Origin of the sequence: Ramlibacter rhizophilus (genome assembly GCF_004681965.1) — a bacterium.
GTDB lineage: Bacteria > Pseudomonadota > Gammaproteobacteria > Burkholderiales > Burkholderiaceae_C > Ramlibacter > Ramlibacter rhizophilus.
This window is the reverse complement of sequence record NZ_SMLL01000005.1, coordinates 316036-331777: the sequence shown is the minus strand read 5'-3', so window position 1 is coordinate 331777 and position 15742 is coordinate 316036. Positions and strand designations below refer to the sequence as shown.

Here is a 15742-nt window from a genome sequence, read left to right as displayed (position 1 = left end):
GAATTGGCGCCCATGCGCCAGATCGTCCTCGACACCGAAACCACGGGCCTGTCCGCCGAGACTGGCGACCGCATCATCGAAATCGGCTGCGTCGAACTGGTCTCGCGCAAGCTCACGGGCAACAACAAGCACTTCTACCTGAACCCGGGGCGCGACAGCCACGAGGACGCGCTCAAGGTCCACGGCATCAGCAACGAATTCCTGCGCGACAAGCCCAAATTCGCGCAGGTGGCCGACGAACTGCTGGACTACCTGCAGGACGCCGAAATCATCATCCACAACGCCGCCTTCGACGTTGGCTTCCTGAACAAGGAACTGGAGTTGATCGGCCGGCCCGCCTTCCGCAGCTTCGTGGGCAGCATCACCGACACCCTGGCCATGGCCAAGGAGATGTACCCCGGCAAGCGCAACAGCCTGGACGCCCTGTGCGACCGCCTGGGCGTGGACAACTCCGGCCGCACCCTGCACGGCGCGCTGCTGGACGCCGAACTCCTTGCCGACGTCTACATCAACCTCACCCGCGGCCAGGACGCGCTCCTCATCGACCTGTCCCCGAGCGACACCGTGGCGGGCATCACCACCCAGGTGGACCTGCGCCAGTTCACGCTCCCGGTCCTTCTGGCCAGCGACCAGGAACACGAGGCGCACGAGGCCGTGCTGCAGCAACTGGACAAGGCCAGCGGCGGCAAGACGCTCTGGCGGCTCTTCAGCGCGGCGGAGGCCGCCAAGCCTGTGGCATAATCGTGGGCTTCTCCGGTGCACAGCCGGAAAGGGTGATTAGCTCAGCGGTAGAGCACTGCCTTCACACGGCAGGGGTCGCAGGTTCAAACCCTGCATCACCCACCAGTTTTCAGAGTTTCTCGTTTGAAATCAGTGAGTTAGGCGCACGCTTGCGGCGATTTTCGCAACAGATCACGGCAGTGATCATTGGAGAATCGAAGTGCGCAACTTCACTGCAAAACGCATCGATCTGGCCAGCGCTGTCCGCTCGGTAGCGGACCAGCCTGCGGCCGATCTGACCCTTTCTGAGCTGGCGCGAGCCTATGCGGTTGCCACGCTGGACGCGAGCGGCGAGCGGATAAGAAAGTGGCTAGAGGCCTTTGGCTCGGAGCCCGCCTGGGCCGTTAGCTCAGAACGCCTGGAGGTCGCCGCCCAAGCCATGCTTGAGCATGGCTACGCGCCGGCATCCGTCAACCGAGACCTTTCCACCCTTGGCAGTTGCTACCGCTGGGCCGTAAAGCAGCGGCTCGCTCCACGGGCTTTCAAGAGCCCGACCGTAGGGGTGCGCCGGTTTGATGAGGGCATCCGTCGGGTCCATGTCGAACGCGAGCAGCTGCGGGCACTGCGATCGCGCGCTCTTGCTTTCAAAGATCGCCGGTTCGGAGTTTTCGTCGCATTGCTTATCGATACTGGGGCGCGCAAGGGCGAGATCCTGGAGCGGCGTTGGACCGACGTGAACCTCGATAAGCGGGAGATCCTCGCGCCTATGACAAAGAACGGAACGCCCCGCGTACTGTTCTTCAGCGAGGAGACCGCGGCACTGATCACCAGGGTGTACCCCGAGGCGCAGCGGCGCCCGGAACGACTTCTTTTCGAAGGCCGAGTGCCCGGGCAACCGATCTCCTACCGCCGCATCTGGAACCAGGTCGCGGCCGAGGTTGGGCTGGCCGATTTCCACATCCACGATGTGCGGCATGCAGCAGCGGCAAGTCTGTTGCGTGCTGGCGTGACTCTGGCCGTGGCTGCGCAGGTGCTCGGTTATGACCCGGCCGTGCTGTCCCGCCGATACGGACATCTTGAGACCGAGGCGCTGCGACGCGCGCAAGAGTCCGCCTGGCGCTAGTGCCGGCCTAGAAGTCTTCTGTGAGTGGGAAAAACGCGGTTCGGTGCATGTATGCATGCCGCGGCCGAGGCGTGCCTGATGCGGGCAGTGCCCTTCCTGGGTTGCTTCGATCGGCACGGGAGGCGAGGCAATACCGTTCGTAGCGTGAGATTTAGCGTTGATCGGTGCCTCCGCTATATGAGTAAGGTGTCGCGAAGGAACTCCACCTGGACGCCGCAAGCCTCGTCGAAGCGCTCGCTCGGGTAGTAGATCAGCCCGAAGTGACCGCCCCGGATCTCATACCAGACCTTCTCGGCGACTACGAGGTCGAACGCCTGGCGGCTTACCTTTGGGTTCGCCCCCACCATCTCGTCGTCCGGGGCCACCATGAACATTGTGCGTGCTTTCATGAATGGAGCACAGATAAAGGGGAGGAAGGGTATTGGAGTAGGGGGCGCGATACGCGTCACCCGGTTGACCCACCCTGAGCCCGGCCGGCCGCCCCAGTCGATAAACCACCGAAACGCTTGGATCGGCAGTAGCAGGGAGGGGACGCTCGCTGGGTCAAATGAGACGACCGGCAGCGGTCCGGTGGTATGCGCCAGCCCTCCACTCACGTCCCCGCCCAGCAGGGTCTCTCTCGTGAGCCGCAGCGCCTCTTCGCTCGGCTCCACTTCGGGTACTGTGGCACCGAGCGACGGCGTCTGCGCAATCACCGCTTTTGGGCGAGGGTCACACGCCGCGACCAGGAGAACTTCTCCTCCTGCAAAGCTATCGCCCCATAGCGCCAGTCGAGAGGCGTCGACCTCAGGCTGTACTTCAGCGAACGTCAGTGCGTCAACAAACCCGCGACACTGCACCCAAGGGTTGATCTCGCCTCGCGGCTCTCCGTCGCTGAAGCCGAGATTCCGATGGTCGTAGATCAGGGCGGCCAAGCCTGCGCGGGCGAACGCGCGCGCGTACTCGATGGCTACCATCTGCACAGTCGCGGAGGTGCCGTGGCCTAAGACTACACATGGCCTTGACCCCGACGCGCTCGCTGCTGTGATCAAGAAGCCGCGAAGCGTCGCCCCTTCTGATGTGAATTCGACGGCGCGTTCGCGAAGTTCTTCCATTTGGCCCTCACGGTCAGCTGCGACTAGTGACCATCACAACAGGGTCCCCGGTGCCGGTCAATCACGTCCGTTCGGTTCTCTGGCGAGAACCGTTTGTCACTGTCGCGGGGACGTCGCGCTCCTGGACTACCCTGCAGCCGCGGCACGGAGGAACAGTGCCGCATGAGGTCAGCGATTGACGACACTCCTCGGCTGGGAACGGCTGCTGGCGTCCGAAAAAGCCGACCAGCCGCGCTCACGCAGGACGGCTGAGGACGCTGTCGCGAGCAGCGCGCTGTTCCGGCGCATGTACCTACAAGCTCATCGAAACCAGACTCCTTACGATCCTCCGATGCCACACAAAAAGGGCCTCATCCGCAGCGGGCGCGCAGGCATTGCTGCAGGCTCCGAAAGAAAGTGCCCAGCGCGACGGTTGAGTCCGGCGCTGAGTCACGCCCCCGACGCGGCCATCGGGCATGTCCCTGCATTTTGAACGCGTCGGTTCGGGGCGGCCGCTGCTGATGGTCCACGGGCTCGGGGCGAACCTGCGCACCTGGGATCCCATCCTGGGCGCCTTGCGCGACTCACGCGAACTGATCTTGGTCGACTTGCCGGGACATGGCCGGTCGGACGCGCTCGCCGGCCCGCAGACGGTCGAGGCGTATGCCGACGCCCTTGCGTACTTCGTGCAGTCGCAAGGCCTCTCGAAAGCAGACCTGGTCGGCAGTTCAGTGGGGGGCCGACTAGTGTTGGAACTGGCCCGGCGGGGGATCGGTGGGCAGTGCGTCGCGTTCGACCCCGGCGGCTTCTGGCGCGGCTGGGAGACGCGCTGGTTCCATTGGACGCTCGCAGCCTCGATCCGCCTGGTGCGCATGTTGAGGCCCTTCCACCGGAGCCTGTCACGCCACGCCTGGACGCGCACGCTGCTGCTGGCCCAACTGTCCGCCCGCCCGTGGCTGTTGCCACCGCACCTGGTGATCGGTGAGTTGCAGAGCCTGGCGGCTACCCCGGTGTTCGACGCCATGTTGCGTGAACTCGCCCATGGACCGCTGCAACAGGGCTGCGCGCGGACCCCTGGCAGGGTCACCATCGGCTGGGGCCGCCAGGACCGCCTGCTGCTGCCACGGCAAGCCGCGCGTGCCCAGGCCGCATTCCCGTCGGCCCGCCTGCACTGGTTCGAGCGGTGCGGCCACTTCCCGCATTGGGACCACCCTGCCGAGACGGCGCACGTGATCCTTCAGACAGTTGACGCGGACGCGTCATGAAGGCCTCGATGCGCGCGGGGCGCACGGGCGCGGGGGGCAGGGGCGCAAGGCTCACTGAAGTTGACCCCTTTTCGCGGACACCTTACCGTTCTGAACGGAGGAGTTCAACGTGTCCAAATCAAGGCCGCCATACCCGGCGGAGTTTCGCCCGCAGATCGTCGAACTTGCCCGTGCCGGCAAGACGCCGGCGGAGTTGTCGCGTGAGTTCGGTCCAACCGCGCAGAGCATTTCCAATTGGATCGCGCAGGACGCGCGCGATCGGGGCATAGCGCTGCCCGGCAAAGAGGGGCTGACCAGCGCCGAGCGGGAGGAGCTGGCGCGGCTGCGCCGACAGGTGCGGCAGCTGCAGACCGAGCGCGACATCTTGGCAAAGGCTACGGCCTGGTTCGCCGGCAGAAGCGAGAATACGTTCACGCCGTCTACGAACTCGTGAGCGCGAGCCAGGCCGACGCCAAGAGGGCTGGCGTGCAAACTTGTTGCCGGGTCCTGGGTGTATCAGCGAGCGGCTACTACGACTGGCTTCGGCGGCGCCCCAGTGCTCGGGCCGTGGCCAACGTTGTGCTCATGGAGGCCATACGGCAGGTCCACAAGGACTCGGACGAGACCTACGGCATGCCACGGGTGCGAGCCGAGTTGCGCGACGCCGGACATTCGGTGAGCCGCAAGCGCGTGGCCCGCCTGACGCGCGAGGGGCGCATTCGCGGCGTCAGCCGCAGGCGAGGTTACGTGGTGACCACCGAGCGCAACCTGCGCCAGCGTCCTGCACCGGATCTCGTGAACCGATTGTTCCGTGCGGACGCACGCGATCAGCTCTGGGTCGCCGACATGACCTACGTGCCGACCTGGAGCGGCTTCCTGTACTTGGCTGTCGTGCTCGACGCCTACAGCCGCAAGGTGGTGGGATGGTCGATGGGCGAGCAGATGACGGCCGATCTGGTGATCGCGGCGCTGAACATGGCGCTGCACACTCGTAGGCCCGAATCGGTGATCCATCACTCGGACCAAGGCAGCCAGTACACCAGCGTGGCGTTCGGCAGCCGCTGCCGCGAGATGGGCGTGCGCCCCTCCATGGGCACGGTGGGAGATGCCTACGACAACGCCATGGCCGAGAGCTTCTTCGCCACGCTGGAGTGCGAGCTGCTCGATCGGCGCAGCTGGAAAACGAAAGCCGAGGCGAGGACGGCGCTGTTCACCTGGATCGAGGGTTGGTACAACCCGCGCCGACGCCACTCGGCGCTGGAATACCTTTCGCCCATGGCGTTCGAGGAGAAACACGGCACGGACAACAACCGCGCCCGAGAACACGGGTTAAACCACTGCGTCGGTCGGTTCGTCGCAAGCGCCGACCGCCGCCGTGGATAACCCTGCACCTGTGAACGCTTGAGAATCAAGCTCAAACCCGTCCGTCGGATGGGGTCAAGACCAAGACCAAGTCCAAGACCATCTCTGGTGCTGATCAAGGGTTCACCATACGTCCGCGGTGGCGTGTAGTCGACCCCAATTGGGTACCACTCCGGATGGGACCAACCAGCCATTGACCGGATTAGATCAGCGCCTTCATTCGGCAGCGCTCGCGCCGGCGAAATATCAGCTTTCTGCGCGGCTCACAAAAGCGGTGTAACGACTACCAGGTCGACTTAGGAAGCGGCTGCAACGAAGACCTGACGATCGGAATGGCGCGCGCAGGTGGTGGGCAGCACCGTTACGGCCAGACGGCCGAAGACCTGCATGAAAGTTTCAATGAAGAGTTGTCCTTGCTTGCGGCCGCTGTTCCTGCGCAAGCAGCGGCTGAAGCTGGTTCCAGTCGCCGGCGTGGTCACCGAACCCGTTCGGGCTGGTGCGGCGTGATCCGAACAGCGTTTGCCTGCTGCCTGAATCTTGCCTGGGGCGCGGAGGCGTGGCTGCTGGTCCGCGTGCCGATGGCATGAGCCATCCGCGGCGGCCGAAAGGATTGGCAGTGGTCCTCGACGGGGAGGGCGAGGCAGGGCGCTGCGGTCGCGGTCAGATGCTGTCGATCCCACTGGTGTTCCTGAATGGACCGACGATGACCGGCTGACCCCGGGAAGCCGCACGCACGTGCGCTGGCGCGGCGGAGGAGCCACGTGCGTGCTCATCGCACAGGCAGGAGCGGCTCATGCTGCGCTGCCGCCGCCGAACTCGCTGCGCCGCTGGCGAAACCGGTGGGCGGCGAGCTTTAGGTGCAGTTGCATCAGGTCGCGCGCCAGCTCCGGGCTACCGATGCGCACGGCTGCGGCCAAGTCGCGGTGGTGCTGCAGGCTCTGCAACAAGTCGGGTGGTCGGCTGATGAAGTAGGAGCGGATTACCACCGGCATGTCGATCAGGCCGGCCAGCATGCTCCGTAGCCGCGGTGAGCCGCTGGCCTCCAGGATGGCGCGGTGGAACTGGGAATTGATCTCCTGCATCTGCTCCGCCGTGTCCTCGCCGGCCCGCGCGATGATTTCCTCCATCCGCGCGTTCAGTGCGTCCAGGCGGTCGGCGAGCTCGACGCCGCCGCGGCGCGCGGCCAGTTCGGCCGCATGGCCTTCGAGGAGGCGGCGCAGTTCGTAGGTCTCGTCCACGTCGGCCTCGGTCCATTCGGCCACCCGCACGCCGCGGCCGGCGTCGGCCGTGGCCAGCCCGTCCTGCACCAACCGCTTCAGAGCGGCCCGGATCGGCGTGCGGCTGATCGCCAGCTCGCGCGCGATGTGCTCCTCCTTCAGCTGGGCGCCCGGCGCGAAGGCGCCGGCCACCACGCGCTGCTTCAGGAGCATGTAGGCCTTCTCAGAGGCAACGGCCATTTGTTCACCTTTTGTACTTCGCGATACCCCACTGGGTGAGTTCCCCCTTGCAAGAGAACCTCGGTCCGCTTACGCTCGCCTTAGATTGTTTTTTTATTGTATGTTCTGGGTCGGCTTGGCCGGCGTCCACCTGCTTACCGTCCCACTTCCCACGTTCTTCCCAAACTTGGCCCCGGAGGGCCCAGCACACAGATGATCGGACTTCAGATTCTCGAACGGAAGCGCCAGGTTTCCGAGCGCCAGGTCCAGGCCATGCGCGGCCTTCCCGTGGCCAATATCAGCGACTGCATGTCCCGCATGACGGCGGCAGGCCCGCGTCTTCGCCCAATGCACAAGGGAGGACCGCTCGCCGGCCCCGCGCTGACGGTGAAATGCCGCCCCGGCGACAACCTCATGATCCACAAGGCGCTGACCATGGCGCAGCCCGGCGATGTCATCGTGGTCGACGCGGGCGGTGACCTGACTAACGCGCTGTTCGGCGAACTCATGGTCGCGACGGCCATCGCCCGGGGCGTGGCCGGCGTCGTCCTCAACGGCGCCGTGCGCGATTGCGCCGAGATCGCCGCCGGCGACTTCCCGCTGTACGCCGCCGGCGTGACGCACCGCGGCCCCTACAAGGACGGGCCGGGCGAGATCAACACGCCGATCGCCATCGATGGAATGGTCATTCACGCTGGCGACTTGATCGTGGGCGACGCCGACGGCCTGCTGTGTGTGCCCTTCGACGAGGTGGAGCAGGTGTTGGCCGCTACGCGCCAGAAGATGGAGGCCGAAAAGAAAACGCTAAGGGACATCGCCGCCGGCACCCTAGACACCTCCTGGATCGACGCCACGCTCACGCGTCTGGGCTGCGACCCGCGGCCGCGCTGATCGCCATGCCCGCCGCCGAATTCCGCGTGGTGCGATCGGACCTCTGGATATCCGACAGCTTCGACCAGCGCCTGGCACGTGAGCCCGGCGTGTCGGTGAGCGTGTTTCCGGTGCGCCACCAGCCCGCCATGGCCTGGGACCTGCTCGCCGCTGCGCATGCCTACCACGTGTCCGCCGCCAAAGATGAACTGCCCGGCGAGTGGTTCGTCACCGCCGAACTGATCGCGCGCTGCCCGCACCTGCTGTGCGTGTCTTCCAGTGGCGCCGGCTACGACACGGTGGACGTGCCCGCCTGTACCGTGGCCGGCATCGCCGTGGTCAACCAGGCTGGCGGCAACGCCGCGTCGGTTGCCGAACACACGCTGGGCCTGCTGCTGGGCGTGTCGCGCCGCATGGTCGAGTGCGATCGCCGCATGCGACGCGAAGTGGGTTTTACCCGGGAAGACGTGATGGGCCACGAGATCCGTGGCCGCACGCTAGGCCTGGTGGGCCTGGGCCACGTGGGCACCCGCGTGGCGGCACTGGCCGCCGCCTTCGGCATGCAGGTGATCGCATTCGACCCGTACCTGGACGCCGCCGAGATCGCCCGGCGCGGCGCGCAGGCCGTGTCGCTCATGCAGTTGCTGGCCCAGGCCGACGTGGTCTCGCTGCACTGTCCGCGCGACAGCAGCACGCTGGGCATGGTCGACGCAGCGGCCTTCGCCCGCATGAAGCAGGGCGCGATTTTCATCACCACCGCGCGCGGCGGCATCCACGACGAGGCGGCCCTGGTGCAAGCGCTGCGGTCGGGCCACCTGGCCGGCGCCGGCATCGACGTCTGGGACCGCGAGCCGCCGCCGCTGGACCACCCCCTGCTAGCCATGGACAACGTGTACGCCACGTTCCACAACGCCGGCGTCACGCACGAGGCGCGGCGCAATGTCGCGCAGATTGCGGCCGACCAGATCGCGGCGGTGGCGGTGGGCGAGCGCCCGCCACGGCTGGTGAACCCGCAGGTGTGGAACGCCTACCAGGCGCGACGCGCCCGCGTCCTCGGCTGAAAGGCGCCTTCTTTCTTTTCCACCCACGAACTTCCACCAAAGACAACAGGAGACAACGACCATGCAACGCATCCCCGCCTTCCTTCGCCGCCTCGTGCCGGCCCTGCTGCTGTCGGCCGCCGCGGTGGCGCCCACCGCCGCGCTGGCCGTTTATCCCGAGCGCCCGATCAAGATCGTGGTGGCGTACGGGCCGGGGGGCGGCACCGACATGACGGCGCGCCTGATCGCGCCCTACATCGCCAAGTACCTGGGCAACAACGCCAGCACCATGGTGGTCAACCGCCCCGGCGCGGGCGGCGGCATCGGCTTCGCCGAGCTGGCCAATGCCCAGCCCGACGGCTACACCATCGGCTTCATCAACACGCCCAACGTGCTCACCATCCCGATCGAGCGCAAGGCCAACTTCCACTGGCAGCAGTACGACCTGCTGGGCAACATCATCGATGACCCGGGCAACTTCTCGGTGCATGCGGACACCCCCATCAAGAATCTGGCGGAACTGGTCTCCTTCGCCAAGGCCAACCCGGGCAAGGTGACCTACGGCACCACCGGGGTCGGCTCCGACGACCACCTGGCAGCACTGATGTTCAGCCGCGCGGCCGGCGTGCAGCTCACGCATGTGCCGTTCAAGGGCGCCGCCGAGGTGCACCAGGCGATCGCCAGCAAGCAGATCACCATGGCCGCCATGAACATCGGTGAGGCGTTGCAGTACGCCAAGGGCGGAACGCCGCTGCGCAACCTCGGCCAGATGAGTACCGGCCGCACCAACCTCGCCCCCGACCTGCCGACCTTCGCAGAGCAGGGCCACGACATCGTGATGGCCTCGCTGCGCGGCATCGCCGCGCCCAAGGGTCTGCCGCCGGCCGTGCGCGAGCAGTTGGTAGGCGCCATCCAGAAGGCCGCCGCGGACCCCGAGTTCCAGGAGAAGGCCGCCAAGTCCTTCGCTCCGCTGCGCTACATGGCGCCGGCGGCCTACGAAGCCGAACTCAAGGGCGCAGAAGCCAACTTCAAGCAGTTGTGGCAGGCGATGCCTTGGGGAGAGAAGTAAGCCTCGATGATGGCCACAGATCCTTCGGCCGGCCGCGTGGCCCCGGCGGGCCACGCCCCAGCCGTTTCTTCCCCCGAGAGGCCTGCGGCCCTGCCGGCCCGACTGGGCCAGGTACTCTGCCTGGACGACTTCGAAGCCGCCGCGCGCCGGCACCTGCCGCGGCCGGTGTTCGCCTACGTCTCGGGCGGCGTCGAGCGCAACCGCTCGCTGCGCGCCAACGCGCAGGCCTTCGATGCCTGGGAGTTCGTCACCCGGGTGCTGATCGACACCTCCAGACGCAGCACCGAAACCGCGCTGCTGGGTAGCACCTGGTCCGCGCCGGTCGGCATCGCCCCCATGGGCCTGTGCGCGCTCTCGGCCTACCGTGGCGACCTGGCGATCACACAGGCTGCCGCGCGCGAGAACGTGCCCATGATCATGAGCGGCTCCTCGCTGATCCGGCTGGAGGAGATCGTGCAGGCGAACCCCAAGGCCTGGTTCCAGGCTTACCTTCCCGGCACCGAGGCGCAGATCGTCGCGCTCATTGAGCGGGTGAAGGCGGCGGGCTACGGGACGCTGGTGCTTACGCTGGACGCGTCCATCGCCTCCAACCGCGAGAACAACATCCGCGCGGGCTTCTCCACGCCGCTGCGGCCGAGCTTGCGCCTCGCATGGGAAGGCCTGACGCACCCGCGCTGGCTCTTCGGCACTTTCCTGAAGACGCTGGCGCGGCACGGCATGCCGCACTTCGAGAACAACCACGCGCACCGGGGCGTACCCATCCTGTCGAAGAACGTGCTTCGCGATTTCTCCGACCGGGGCCACCTGGGTTGGCAGCACATCCGCATGATCCGGGCGATGTGGCCCGGCCAGCTGGTGATCAAAGGCATCCTGGACGTGCGCGATGCACGGGCCGCCGTGGAGACCGGCGCCGATGGCCTCATCATCTCCAACCACGGCGGGCGGCAGCTGGACAGCACCGTGTCGCCACTGCGCGTGTTGCCGGACATCGTGCAGGCCTGCCCCGAGGTGCCGGTGATGATCGACAGCGGTTTCCGACGCGGCACCGACGTGCTCAAGGCGCTCGCGCTCGGCGCGAAGTTCGTCTTCGTCGGCCGTCCCTTCAACTACGCCGCGGCTGTGGCAGGCCAGGACGGCGTGCGCAAGGCCATCTCGCTGCTTCGCGAAGAGGTTTCGCGGGACATGGCCATGCTCGGCGTGACGAGCGTGACCGACCTGTCCACCGACTGCCTCATGCCGGCCGACCCCCGGACCGCGTCGTCCTCTTGCTGAGCCTGGAGCTGCCTGCGATGAACGCATTCGACACCACCGCCCGGGGCGTCTACCTCATCACCGTCACCCCCTTCACCGACAGCGGTGCGCTCGATCTTGCGAGCACCGACCGCATGGTGGACTTCTGCCTGGAACGCGGCGTCACCGGCCTGACCATCCTGGGCATCATGGGCGAAGCCACCAAGCTCACCGCCGACGAGGCGCAGGCTTTCACCCGCCAAGTAGTGCAGCGGGTTCGTGGCCGGGTGCCGGTGGTGGTGGGCGTGTCCTCGCCCGGCTTCGCGGCCATGGGCGAGCTCACCCGCGCCGTCATGGACCTGGGTGCATCCGGCGTCATGGTGGCCCCGCCCTCGACCGTGCGCACGGATGACCAGATCGCCGCGTATTTCGACATGGTCAACGAGACGCTGGGGCCGGTGCCCTGGTGCCTGCAGGACCACCCCGTGGCCACCGGCGTGCAGATGTCGCCGGCCGTGATGCTGCGCATCCTGAAGCAGTCGCCGCGCTGCGTGATGGTCAAGCACGAGGACTGGCCGGGCCTGGCCAAGCTTGCCGCCTTGCGCGCCGCCAGCGACAAGGGCGAGGTCGGGCGCGTGTCCATCCTCACCGGCAACGGCGGCGGCCTGTTCCTGCCCGAGGAACTGTCCCGCGGCGCCGACGGCGCCATGACCGGCTTCGCCTGGCCGGAAATGATGGTGGATGTTGTCGCCGCACACTGCCGGGGCGATGTGGAACGCGCCCATGACCTGTTCGACGCCTACCTGCCCCTGGCCCGGTACGAACAGCAGGCCGGCATCGGCCTGGCCGTACGCAAGCACCTGCTGCACAGCCGGGGGGCCATCGCTTCGCCTTTCGTGCGCAAGCCGGGGCCCAGGCTCTCGGAGCGGGACGTGGCCGACATCGCGCGGCTGGTGCGGCGGCAGGACAAGCGCCTGGCTGAGCTCGTATAGGGACGGCGATTTCGATCGGGGTGTGTTGGGGTGGCTGTCTCGTCGACCACGAGCCGGCGCGCCTGGTAGAGCTCATGGGAGAACAAGAGGCCAATTCCACGCAGGTGCAGGTGCAGGCGCGATTTCGTGCCGTCCCCACCGCGAGTTGTGCCGTCGCTTACGAAGAATCGCTGCGGGGTAGCGCCGCCGGCTCCCGAAAGAGGACATGGGCGCTGCGGCTGATCCTGCTGTTCCTGCTGCAGGCTGTCGCTTTCGCACTCCTGCCGCTGCGCCGGCCGGGCGTGCTCCATGGGTTGTTCACCCTCGCTTTCAGCAGCATCGTGGTCGAACTTTCCACCGCTGCCAAGCAGGCGCCGACCCGGGTGACCATCGTGCGCGGCCCCGCCGCGATCGCGGCGCTGTTCGCCTTCGTCTAGCATGTGGTTGCGAGGACGAGGACCTTTTTTTGACGGCCGGACTTGCAGCGCCGTGGTTCCGAAGTCGAAGGATCGGTCGATGACCGGCTGCTCTTTGTTCGCGTTTGTGCTATGTTTGTAGTCCGTTCGTCGCAGCGGACGCCTTCACACGGCAGGGGTCGCAGGTTCAAACCCTGCATCACCCACCAGACACCGAACCCCGCAAGTCGATGGCTTGCGGGGTTTTTTCTTTTCACACGCGCTCATCGACTCGGACACCAGGGCCGTGTGATGTCGACGGACATCGACCACTGGGGTGATGTGTTGAAACGCGCGGGCATCAAGCGAGTAGCCGTGTGCTGGATCAGCGCATCCCACTCCTGCGGCGCGGCCATTTCGGCGTCATGCTGTGGAACGCAGCCACCAACTCCAGTTGCCCCAAGGCCCAGTTCAACGCGGGCACCATCCCGGTCAACCGGCACTTTCCTCCAGCTTGTCGGGGTGCAGTGGCTTGCCGGTGATTGCAGCGGCATGCCGCAATAGCCCGTGCCGGAATGTCTCCTCGTTGAATCGCCTGAAAACATCCGTGCGGGCGCGCTCGCCCATCTGGGCGTAATAGCTGGCATTCGCGGGGTCAACCACGTGCAGCAAGGCAGCCCTCAGGGACTGGGGCTCCGGCGCCACAATGACGCCGGTTACCCCGTTGACGATGTAATCGGAAACGCCAGGCGCGTCAGTCACGATCACAGCCTTGCCAAGCCCCATCGCGTTCAGATAGGTCTGCTGACCGGCACTTCGAACCGTTCTGCGTAAAGGGATGACAACTGCACGCGAGTTGGCCATCAAGGACATGAACTCCTCGTGCGAAGTGGGGTGGGCGCGCAGGTGGGGCAAGCCGAGGGTCGGCTCCCAGCTCGTGGCTGCACGCACCTCGATGGACGTGCCCTTGAGCGCCGCCTCGAGCAGGAGGTAGTCACGGACGGAGTTCCCGCCGGTGAACAGGTAGTCCTCGTGCCGAGTGGCCATTCCGCGGGACGCATGCAGGGTGTTGGGGAATGGCTGGAAGACCACGCGATGTGCGTCGACGCCCCATGAGCGCGGAAACGTCTCCAACTCCTTGCTGCTCAGCACCGCGTAGTGCACATGCGGCGCGTCCATCGCGCGGATAGCCAGTCGGGCGAGGGCGGGAAGGAGTGGCTTCAGAAACGGAAGGCTTCGGCCGAGTGACTGGCTGTCGGGTTCCCATGTGGCGTCCTGGATCAGGACCGGCGTGCGGTTGCCGGTCAGCTTCAGAAGAATCGCGAAGATGAGGTCCCGGTAACGCTGCCGCCGCCCCACCGATCCGTTCAGCAGCAGCAGCTCACGCCCTTTTGAGAGTTTCAGCAGTGCGCGGTAGTCGCTGGGCGTGCCGCCATTGCGCGGGAGGTAGTCTTCGACGTACCTGTTCCACGTGGCATCGCCTCCGGGCATGGTGGCGAGAATGGGTTTGGTGGCGCCCGCTCCTCGCAGCGGTAGCGGCGACACGGTGGGCTCGGCTGAGGGGGACGCCCCTTCGTTGGCAATCATGGATCAGTCACCGGGAAGCTTGTCAGGAGCGGCAAACGGAATCGTGGGGTCGCGCACAGGCACGCAGAGCATCGCAACGGTGCGCAGCCACCTCAATCCGAACCCGTGGTGTGCTGATCGCCCCAACAGGTGAAGGGCCGCACGCCTGTCGCCCGCCGCGAGGTACTCGCGCGCAATACCGATTTCCTGTTGCGCAACGAACCACAACGCAGACGTGGTGTAGCGTGCAGGTACACGTCCTGCCAGTGCACTCTCCCGCATGCGAGCGATGAAGCCTGGAACCATCACCCCGCTTCGCCGCGCCGACAGCGACGCGCTCGCATTTCGCCGGTACGCTGCCAAGGGCGCATGCACGTGCGCAATCGGCGTGCGGTCCGACAACCTGAACCAGAGGTCCAGGTCCTCGCCATGCGATTCACCTGGGAAGAAGCAAGGCTGCATCTGCCGCAGAAGCCGCGTCTGAACGGCGACAGTGCCGATGCAGAAAAGGCGCGATCGCATCCAACGGCGTCGCAAGTTATCGATTCGTTCGATTGGCGGCCGTTGGTCCAGCGGCCAGTCCACGCGATCCGCGACGAATGCTTCAGGCACCTGCAGGAATCCGGCCGTGAGTACCTGCGCGTCGGGGTGGGCCTCATGTGCGCGCTGCAGCTCTGAAAAGAGGCGTGGGTGCTGCAGGTCATCTGCGTCGAGGAAGGCGACCCACTCCGAGCTCGCAAGGTCAATGCCACGATTGCGCGCCTTCGCCACGCCGGCGTTGAGCTGCCGCACCAGTCGGACGCGAGGGTCGCGCAGCGACTCGACTTGCGACGGCCCATCATCCGCTGAGCCATCGTCGACGACGATGACCTCGCTCACCGGCGTGGCCTGCCTGAGAACGGAGCGAACAGCCTCCTGAACATAGCGGCCCTTGTTGTAGAGCGGCATGACGACCGTGAAGCCAGGAACGAGCGGTGCGGTGGTGTCGTGTGTCATCGTGCTTGCAATGGGGATTCGGCGGCTTTGCCTGGGCTCTGGAAGTGAGGTGCGGGCGAACCGGGCAGACGGACACGGCAGCTGCACTGGCAGCGCGGACGTCGGTATCAAACTTCACCATCATTCCGTTCCGACCGTAGCTGCTTCTGAGACTTCGGCTCGATGGCCCTGAGGTCTTCCATCAAGCGGCCGTACTGCTCAATCCCCATTAGTAGCACGGCCGCGATCACGACCATCGCAAGAACAGGCGTCCAGCCGGTTTTCGACATCACATACAGCGCAAGCAGGAACGGCAGGACGATCAGTAGGCCGACCGCGACGGGTAGTGCCGAACGCATCAGCCTCACGAGACAAGGATTGAGTTTCATACGCTGGTTCAGTCTTGCTTGCACCAGCCGAGGGAGCGCGCTTAAAAGCGGCAAGTACATCGAATTGTGCGGGAGTGCGCGCCGCCTTCTTTACGGTAATAGTTTGAGACGGAGACCCGGGAATGCGCCGCCAAGGACACAGGTTATGCGGGAATTCACTCGGAAATCGGGTAATCGGCAGGAACCACAAATAACAGGCGAATTGGCGGAAATCTTCCGTGGCAGAGTGTTCGGGCTGCCGGTCGCGCTCGACTCCTCGCGACTACATGAGTAGGGGAT

Annotated in this window: 15 protein-coding genes and 1 tRNA gene; 11 read left to right on the top strand and 5 right to left on the bottom strand. The window is 66.0% G+C overall.

Annotation, left to right across the window (positions count from 1 at the left end; genetic code table 11):
• The first annotated feature begins 12 nt into the window (after window positions 1-12).
• From dnaQ to EZ242_RS14435, 3 genes are all read left to right on the top strand, one after another.
• On the top strand, window positions 13-741 hold the full coding sequence (gene dnaQ / locus EZ242_RS14445) for a DNA polymerase III subunit epsilon (protein ID WP_135285864.1): 729 nt from the start codon (window positions 13-15) through the stop codon (window positions 739-741).
• A gap of 30 nt (window positions 742-771) precedes the next feature.
• Window positions 772-846, top strand: a tRNA-Val gene (locus EZ242_RS14440).
• Between the two features lie 94 nt (window positions 847-940).
• Window positions 941-1843, top strand: a complete 903-nt coding sequence (locus tag EZ242_RS14435; protein WP_135285863.1) for a tyrosine-type recombinase/integrase — start codon at window positions 941-943, stop codon at window positions 1841-1843.
• Window positions 1844-2016: 173 nt separating this feature from the next.
• On the opposite strand, the gene EZ242_RS14430 is transcribed toward EZ242_RS14435, so the two are convergent.
• Window positions 2017-2937, bottom strand: coding sequence for an alpha/beta hydrolase (locus tag EZ242_RS14430; RefSeq protein ID WP_135285862.1), 921 nt, complete (start codon window positions 2935-2937; stop codon window positions 2017-2019).
• A 455-nt stretch (window positions 2938-3392) separates the two neighbouring features.
• Here EZ242_RS14430 and EZ242_RS14425 point away from each other — a divergent pair, with 455 nt between their 5' ends.
• Both EZ242_RS14425 and EZ242_RS14420 read left to right on the top strand, forming a co-directional pair.
• A complete protein-coding gene (locus EZ242_RS14425; RefSeq protein ID WP_135285861.1) occupies window positions 3393-4181 on the top strand; it encodes an alpha/beta fold hydrolase in 789 nt (262 codons plus the stop codon).
• 109 nt (window positions 4182-4290) lie between these two features.
• A protein-coding gene (locus EZ242_RS14420) for an IS3 family transposase (protein WP_420821253.1) occupies window positions 4291-5543 on the top strand; the annotation gives its coding sequence in 2 pieces (ribosomal slippage) (window positions 4291-4549 and window positions 4549-5543; 1254 coding nt in all).
• Between the two features lie 770 nt (window positions 5544-6313).
• Here the strand turns inward: EZ242_RS14420 and EZ242_RS14415 are convergent.
• Entirely contained in the window at window positions 6314-6979 is a 666-nt protein-coding gene (locus EZ242_RS14415) for a GntR family transcriptional regulator (protein WP_135285860.1), read from the bottom strand.
• 192 nt (window positions 6980-7171) lie between these two features.
• Between EZ242_RS14415 and EZ242_RS14410 the strand changes: the two genes are divergently transcribed.
• From EZ242_RS14410 to EZ242_RS14385, 6 genes are all read left to right on the top strand, one after another.
• Complete coding sequence (locus EZ242_RS14410; protein WP_135285859.1) at window positions 7172-7849, top strand: RraA family protein; 678 nt, start codon at window positions 7172-7174, stop codon at window positions 7847-7849.
• Between the two features lie 5 nt (window positions 7850-7854).
• Window positions 7855-8889: a hydroxyacid dehydrogenase gene (locus EZ242_RS14405; protein ID WP_135285858.1), complete on the top strand. Its 1035-nt coding sequence runs from the start codon at window positions 7855-7857 to the stop codon at window positions 8887-8889.
• Window positions 8890-8950: 61 nt separating this feature from the next.
• Window positions 8951-9937, top strand: coding sequence for a tripartite tricarboxylate transporter substrate binding protein (locus EZ242_RS14400; protein ID WP_135285857.1), 987 nt, complete (start codon window positions 8951-8953; stop codon window positions 9935-9937).
• 9 nt (window positions 9938-9946) lie between these two features.
• Entirely contained in the window at window positions 9947-11209 is a 1263-nt protein-coding gene (locus EZ242_RS14395) for an alpha-hydroxy acid oxidase (protein ID WP_135285987.1), read from the top strand.
• Between the two features lie 17 nt (window positions 11210-11226).
• Window positions 11227-12159, top strand: coding sequence for a dihydrodipicolinate synthase family protein (locus tag EZ242_RS14390; protein ID WP_135285856.1), 933 nt, complete (start codon window positions 11227-11229; stop codon window positions 12157-12159).
• A 74-nt stretch (window positions 12160-12233) separates the two neighbouring features.
• Window positions 12234-12575 (top strand): hypothetical protein, encoded by a 342-nt coding sequence (locus tag EZ242_RS14385; protein WP_135285855.1) that lies wholly within the window; start codon window positions 12234-12236, stop codon window positions 12573-12575.
• Between the two features lie 450 nt (window positions 12576-13025).
• Here the strand turns inward: EZ242_RS14385 and EZ242_RS14380 are convergent, their stop codons facing one another.
• The 3 genes from EZ242_RS14380 to EZ242_RS14370 all read right to left on the bottom strand — a co-directional run bounded on the left by EZ242_RS14380 (window position 13026) and on the right by EZ242_RS14370 (window position 15463).
• Window positions 13026-14120 carry a glycosyltransferase gene (locus EZ242_RS14380; RefSeq protein WP_135285854.1) on the bottom strand — a complete coding sequence of 365 codons (1095 nt, stop codon included), beginning with the start codon at window positions 14118-14120 and terminating at the stop codon, window positions 13026-13028.
• Window positions 14121-14123: 3 nt separating this feature from the next.
• On the bottom strand, window positions 14124-15095 hold the full coding sequence (locus tag EZ242_RS14375; protein ID WP_135285853.1) for a glycosyltransferase family 2 protein: 972 nt from the start codon (window positions 15093-15095) through the stop codon (window positions 14124-14126).
• 107 nt (window positions 15096-15202) lie between these two features.
• The gene (locus EZ242_RS14370) at window positions 15203-15463 is read right to left on the bottom strand and encodes a hypothetical protein (protein ID WP_135285852.1); all 261 of its coding nucleotides are present in this window, start codon (window positions 15461-15463) and stop codon (window positions 15203-15205) included.
• Between the last annotated feature and the right edge of the window lie 279 nt (window positions 15464-15742).

What these genes read in the sequence shown, in the direction of transcription:
- dnaQ (WP_135285864.1), top strand. Translation starts at nt 13, where the DNA reads ATGCGCCAGATCGTCCTCGACACCGAAACCACGGGCCTGTCCGCCGAG.
- EZ242_RS14430 (WP_135285862.1), bottom strand. Translation starts at nt 2,937, where the DNA reads ATGGAAGAACTTCGCGAACGCGCCGTCGAATTCACATCAGAAGGGGCG.
- EZ242_RS14425 (WP_135285861.1), top strand. Translation starts at nt 3,393, where the DNA reads ATGTCCCTGCATTTTGAACGCGTCGGTTCGGGGCGGCCGCTGCTGATG.
- EZ242_RS14415 (WP_135285860.1), bottom strand. Translation starts at nt 6,979, where the DNA reads ATGGCCGTTGCCTCTGAGAAGGCCTACATGCTCCTGAAGCAGCGCGTG.
- EZ242_RS14410 (WP_135285859.1), top strand. Translation starts at nt 7,172, where the DNA reads ATGATCGGACTTCAGATTCTCGAACGGAAGCGCCAGGTTTCCGAGCGC.
- EZ242_RS14405 (WP_135285858.1), top strand. Translation starts at nt 7,855, where the DNA reads ATGCCCGCCGCCGAATTCCGCGTGGTGCGATCGGACCTCTGGATATCC.
- EZ242_RS14400 (WP_135285857.1), top strand. Translation starts at nt 8,951, where the DNA reads ATGCAACGCATCCCCGCCTTCCTTCGCCGCCTCGTGCCGGCCCTGCTG.
- EZ242_RS14395 (WP_135285987.1), top strand. Translation starts at nt 9,947, where the DNA reads ATGGCCACAGATCCTTCGGCCGGCCGCGTGGCCCCGGCGGGCCACGCC.
- EZ242_RS14390 (WP_135285856.1), top strand. Translation starts at nt 11,227, where the DNA reads ATGAACGCATTCGACACCACCGCCCGGGGCGTCTACCTCATCACCGTC.
- EZ242_RS14385 (WP_135285855.1), top strand. Translation starts at nt 12,234, where the DNA reads ATGGGAGAACAAGAGGCCAATTCCACGCAGGTGCAGGTGCAGGCGCGA.
- EZ242_RS14380 (WP_135285854.1), bottom strand. Translation starts at nt 14,120, where the DNA reads ATGATTGCCAACGAAGGGGCGTCCCCCTCAGCCGAGCCCACCGTGTCG.
- EZ242_RS14375 (WP_135285853.1), bottom strand. Translation starts at nt 15,095, where the DNA reads ATGACACACGACACCACCGCACCGCTCGTTCCTGGCTTCACGGTCGTC.
- EZ242_RS14370 (WP_135285852.1), bottom strand. Translation starts at nt 15,463, where the DNA reads ATGAAACTCAATCCTTGTCTCGTGAGGCTGATGCGTTCGGCACTACCC.